Source organism: Micromonospora sp. NPDC023633 (assembly GCF_040640035.1).
In the GTDB taxonomy this organism is placed as follows: domain Bacteria; phylum Actinomycetota; class Actinomycetes; order Mycobacteriales; family Micromonosporaceae; genus Micromonospora.
The window spans coordinates 31,350-36,104 of record NZ_JBFABB010000073.1 but is presented as its reverse complement, the minus strand read 5'-3'; the positions used below and the strand labels follow the sequence as shown (position 1 = coordinate 36,104).

The 4,755-nt window shown below is 74.3% G+C and carries 5 protein-coding genes and 1 pseudogene; 4 read left to right on the top strand and 2 right to left on the bottom strand.

Features of this window, described 5'->3' with window-relative positions; genetic code table 11:
- Positions 1-475, top strand: a pseudogene (locus AB0G13_RS21945) (glycoside hydrolase family 3 protein); the annotation flags it as partial.
- An 18-nt stretch (positions 476-493) separates the two neighbouring features.
- Here AB0G13_RS21945 and AB0G13_RS21940 read toward each other — a convergent pair.
- Together AB0G13_RS21940 and AB0G13_RS21935 are read right to left on the bottom strand one after the other, a co-directional pair.
- A complete protein-coding gene (locus AB0G13_RS21940) occupies positions 494-781 on the bottom strand; it encodes a GNAT family N-acetyltransferase (protein WP_357877006.1) in 288 nt (95 codons plus the stop codon).
- Positions 778-2,004, bottom strand: coding sequence for a cysteine desulfurase-like protein (locus AB0G13_RS21935; RefSeq protein ID WP_357877002.1), 1,227 nt, complete (start codon positions 2,002-2,004; stop codon positions 778-780). The genes AB0G13_RS21940 and AB0G13_RS21935 overlap by 4 nt, the downstream gene beginning before the upstream one ends.
- A 124-nt stretch (positions 2,005-2,128) precedes the next feature.
- Between AB0G13_RS21935 and AB0G13_RS21930 the strand changes: the two genes are divergently transcribed.
- The 3 genes from AB0G13_RS21930 to AB0G13_RS21920 all read left to right on the top strand — a co-directional run bounded on the left by AB0G13_RS21930 (position 2,129) and on the right by AB0G13_RS21920 (position 4,655).
- Positions 2,129-2,494, top strand: coding sequence for a hypothetical protein (locus tag AB0G13_RS21930; RefSeq protein ID WP_357876999.1), 366 nt, complete (start codon positions 2,129-2,131; stop codon positions 2,492-2,494).
- 60 nt (positions 2,495-2,554) lie between these two features.
- Entirely contained in the window at positions 2,555-3,376 is an 822-nt protein-coding gene (locus tag AB0G13_RS21925; protein WP_357876996.1) for a DUF1206 domain-containing protein, read from the top strand.
- A gap of 82 nt (positions 3,377-3,458) precedes the next feature.
- Positions 3,459-4,655, top strand: coding sequence for a mechanosensitive ion channel domain-containing protein (locus tag AB0G13_RS21920; protein WP_357876993.1), 1,197 nt, complete (start codon positions 3,459-3,461; stop codon positions 4,653-4,655).
- Positions 4,656-4,755 lie beyond the last annotated feature (100 nt).

Sequence of the window (4,755 nt, the reverse complement as noted above, 5' to 3'; positions counted from 1 at the left end):
CCGGCCCCGCCCGACCGCCGCCGGCTCGGCCGTCGGGCTGGCCGCCGCCCGCCGGGCGCTGCGGGTCACCACCGCGCCCGCCGGCGTCGGCGCGCTGCCACTGACCGGTCCCGCGCACGTGGTCGAGTTCGAGCCGCCGCGCAACATCGCGATCGGTCCGGAGACCCCGTGGGGCCTCGCCGCCCCGCTGGCCGACCTGCTCGCCGGCACCACCACCGTCCGCTACGCCGAGGCCGACGTGCCCGCCGACCCGACCGCCGGGGCGGCCGGGCGGTGCGTGGTGCTGGTGGTGCGCGACCTGCACCGGCACGACTGGATGCGGGCGTCGGTGACCCGCGCGCTGGCCGCCCGCCCGGACGCGGTCGTGGTCGAGCTGGGCGTGCCCGAGCTGGTCACCGGCGCGGTCCACGTCGCCACCCACGGCGCCACCCGGGCCGCCGCCCACGCCGCCGCCGGGCTGCTGGTGGGTCGCTGACCGCCCGGCGCCCCCGCGCTACGGCCCGGGGGTGACCAGGTCGGCGTACTCGGGGTGGCGGTCGATGAAGGCCGCCATGAACGGGCAGCGCGGCACCACCGTCGTGCCGCGCTCGCGGAGCTGGTCGAGGGTGCCCCGCACCAGGGCCGCGCCGACGCCCATGTTCTGGAACCGCGATCCGACCTCGGTGTGGGTGAAGACCAGCACCTCGCCGCGCGGCAGGTACGCGGTGAAGCCGGCCAGCGCGTCGTCGACCAGGATCTCGAACCGGTGCTTGGCGGGATTGTCCTCGACCAGGGTGCTCACCCGGCCATTCTGCCCCCGCCACCGGCGAGCCGGTCCAGTTCACCGAGCAACCGGTCCACCTCGTCGACGGTGTTGTAGTGGTAGAGGCTGGCGCGCACCGCCCCGCCGCTGTCCCGCAGCCCCATGGCCTGGAAGTACTCGTAGGCGTAGTAGTCGCCGGCGGAGAGGCAGAAGCCGGCCGCGCCCAGCTCCTCCTGGGTCCGCTGCGGGGAGAGCCCGGCCAGCCGGAAGGACACCGTCGGGCAGCGCCGGGCGGGGGAGCCCAGCACCGTGACCCCGCGCAGCGCGGCCAGCCCGGCGAGCAGCCGGTCCAGCAGCGACTCCTCGTACGCCTGCGCGGCGGCCAGCCCGACGAGCAGCCGTTCGCGCCGGCTGCCGGTGGCGCTCGGGTCCAGCCCGGCCAGGTGGTCCACGGCGGCGGCCACGCCGGCCAGCAGGGGGAAGCTCGGGGTGCCGTACTCGAAGCGGTCCGGCACCGCGTCGGAGGAGGGCAGCAGCTTCGCCGGGCGCAGCCGCTCCCACGTCGCCGGGGCGGCCACCATCGCGGCCAGGTGCGGGCCCGACCACTTGTACGCGCTGGTGACCAGGAAATCGGCGCCCAGCGCGGCGACGTCGGTGGGGCCGTGCGGCACCGAGTGCACCCCGTCGACGCAGACCAGCGCGCCGGCGGCGTGCGCGGTCGCGGCGATCGCCGCCACGTCCGGGACGGTGCCGGTCGCGTTGCTGCCCGCCGTCACCGCGACCAGCCGGGTCCGCTCGCCGACCAGCTCCGCGTAGCGGGCCGCCGGCAGCTCCGCGGTGTCCCGGTCGAACTCGGCCCAGCGCACCGTCGCGCCGGCCGCCTCGGCGGCCTGCACCCAGGGGCGTACGTTCGCGTCGTGGTCCAACCGGGAGACCACGACCTCGTCGCCGGGGCGCCACCCGGCGCCCAGGGTCCGGGCCAGGGTGTACGTCAGCGCCGTCGCGCTCGGGCCCAGCACCACCCCGTCGGGCTCGGCGCCGAGCAGGTCGGCCACGGCCGTACGGGCGGCGGCCACCATCTCCAGCGACCGCCGGCCGGGCGCGAAGGCCGCGCTGCGGTTGCCCACCGCCGCGCGCATGGCGGCGGCGACCGCCTCGACGACCGGGCTGGCGGTCTGCGTGCCGCCGGCGCCGTCGAGGTGGACGAAGCCCTCGGCGAGGGCGGGGTAGGCGGCCCGGGTGCGGGCGATGTCGAACGGCATGCCCGGGACCCTAACCCCGCCGCGGGCGCCCCACCTGGGCGGATGATCACGCGCTGCCGGGCGCCCCACCTGGGCGGATGATCACGCGCTGCCGGAGTGGCCGGCGTCTCGTACCCTTGGCGGGGTGACGAACCGACGTGTTCCCTCCCCGCTGACCCCCACCCGCCGTGCCGCCGGCCTGCTGGCTGGCCTGGCGCTCGGCGTCGCCGTGCTCGCCGGTTGCAGCTCCGAGGGCGCCAGCACCGACTGCGGCCTGGACGCCTGCACGGTCACCTTCGACCGGGGCGTGGACGCCAGCGCCACCATCCTCGGCGTGGAGGCCAAGCTGATCGGCGCGCAGGGCGACCAGGTGACCGTGGAGGTCGCCGGCGAGCAGCTGTCGCTGACGACGGGCCAGCAGGCCACCGAGGTCGGCGGCTTCGCCGTGACGCTGGACAGCGTCACCGACCAGGAGGTCAAGATCAGGGTGTCGAGGAACCCGGGCAACTGACCTGGCCGGGGCGGCGGTGGCCGACGTTTGGAAATCTTCGTATTCGGTGATTGTGGCGCCATGTCACTCACCCGGAACGCCGAAGCCACCGCCTCCCGCACGGCGAACAGCAGGTGGCTCGAACTGTTGGCCAGAGTCGGCTTCATCGGCTACGGCATCGTGCACCTCCTGTTCGCCTGGCTGGCGTTGCAGATCGCGTTCGGCAAGCCCGGCGGCGACGGCGACCAGTCCGGCGCGCTGCGCACCATCGCCGCCCAGCCGCTGGGCAAGTTCCTCGTCGTCACGATCGCGGTCGGCCTGCTCGCCATGGCGATCTGGCAGGCCCTGGAGGCGGCTGTCGGGCACCGCGCCGAGCGCGGCAAGGAGCGGGTCTGGGAGCGGCTCGCCTCGCTGGGGCGGACCATCGTCTACCTCTACTTCGCCTGGACGGCCTTCAAGGTCTTCAAGGACGCCAGCTCCAACAGCGCCGACCAGCAGGAGGCGCTGACCGGCAAGGCCATGGAGTCCTCCGGCGGCCGCTGGCTGGTCGGCCTGGCCGGGCTCATCCTCGCCGCGATCGGCGTCGGCCTGGTGATCTACGGGCTGATCAAGCGCTTCGAGAAGCACCTCAAGGCCGGTGAGATGAGCCCGAAGACGCGCCAGCTCACCCGCCGGCTGGGCATCGCCGGCTACGTCGCCAAGGGCGTCGCGTACGGCATCTCCGGCCTGCTGATCATCCTGGCCGCCGTGAACTACGACCCGGAGAAGGCCCGCGGTCTGGACGCGGCCCTGCGCACGCTGCGTGACCAGGCGTACGGCCAGGTGCTGCTCACCCTGGTGGCGCTCGGTATCGCCGCCTTCGGCCTGTTCTGCTTCCTCCAGTCCCGGTATCGCAAGGTCTGAGCCTGGTCGATTCCGGCGTCGCCGGGCACCATTGGGCCTTTGCCCGAAGCACGTGCCCGGCGCCAGGAGGAGGAAAGAACCTGTGCAGAGCTACCTCGGGACGATCGTCGCCACGCTCGCCGCGGCGGCGATCGCCCTGTTCGCGGTCGAGGTCGCGCACCGCGTGATCCGGCGGGTCGGTCGGCGTTCCCTGCTGTTGACCGAGCTCACCGACCACGCACACCGGTCGATCCAGGTCGCCGCCACGGTCGTCGCCGTCCAGTTCGCCGTGCGGTTCAGCACCGGCTACGCGGTCGGCGACCAGTGGCGGCAGGTGCTGCTGCACCTGCTGGTGCTCGCCGTGATCGCCAGCGTCGCCTGGCTGGTCGCCTCGCTGCTCGTCGTGGCGGAGGACACCGCACTGGCCCGGTTCCGGGTGGACGTGCCGGACAACCGGCACGCGCGGCGGGTGCGGACCCAGGTGGTCATGCTGCGCCGGTTGACGATCGCGGTGATCGTCGTGCTGGCGGTCGGCGTGATGCTGATGACCTTCCCCGCCGTACGCGGCATCGGCGCCGGCGTGCTGACCAGCGCCGGTGTGGCCGGTGTGGTCGCCGCGCTGGCCGCGCAGAGCCTGCTGAGCAACGTCTTCGCCGGCCTCCAGCTCGCCTTCAGCGACGCGGTCCGCCTCGACGACGTGGTGGTGGTCGAGGGGGAGTGGGGCCGCATCGAGGAGCTGACGCTCAGCTACGTGGTCGTGCAGATCTGGGACGACCGGCGGCTGATCCTGCCCACCTCGTACTTCACCACCAAGCCGTTCCAGAACTGGACCCGGACCGAGGCGGCGGTGCTGGGCACCGCCGAGTTCGACCTCGACTGGGCGATCCCGGTGCAGGCGATGCGGGAGGAGCTGCGCCGTCTGGTGGAGGGCACCGACCTGTGGGACGGCCGGGTCTGCGTGCTCCAGGTGACCGACGCGACGGGCGGAACGGTCAAGGTGCGCGCCCTGGTGAGCGCCGCCGACGCCGGCAGCCTCTGGGACCTGCGCTGCCTGGTCCGCGAGCACCTGGTCGCCTGGATCCGGGACCACCGGCCGACCGCCATGCCCCGGATGCGTACCGAGGTCGGGGACGCGGAGAGCAACCTGGCGTGGCAGTGGGTACGACCCCGCCGGCCGGTGCGTCGCCTCACCGACGCCGAGGTGCCCGACGATGCCCGGGTCTTCGGCGGCAGCGACGACGGCGACGCCCGCAGCGAAGCCTTCATCGGCCCCGACGAACCCGCCGAGTCCCGCCGCTGACCCCCCTGCCCTCCCGCCCCCGCCCCCCGCCCCCGCCCCCCGACCCCGGGGAGAAAAAAGAGGTGGGGGCCCCCCCCAACGGCGAGTTAAGGTGTTGACC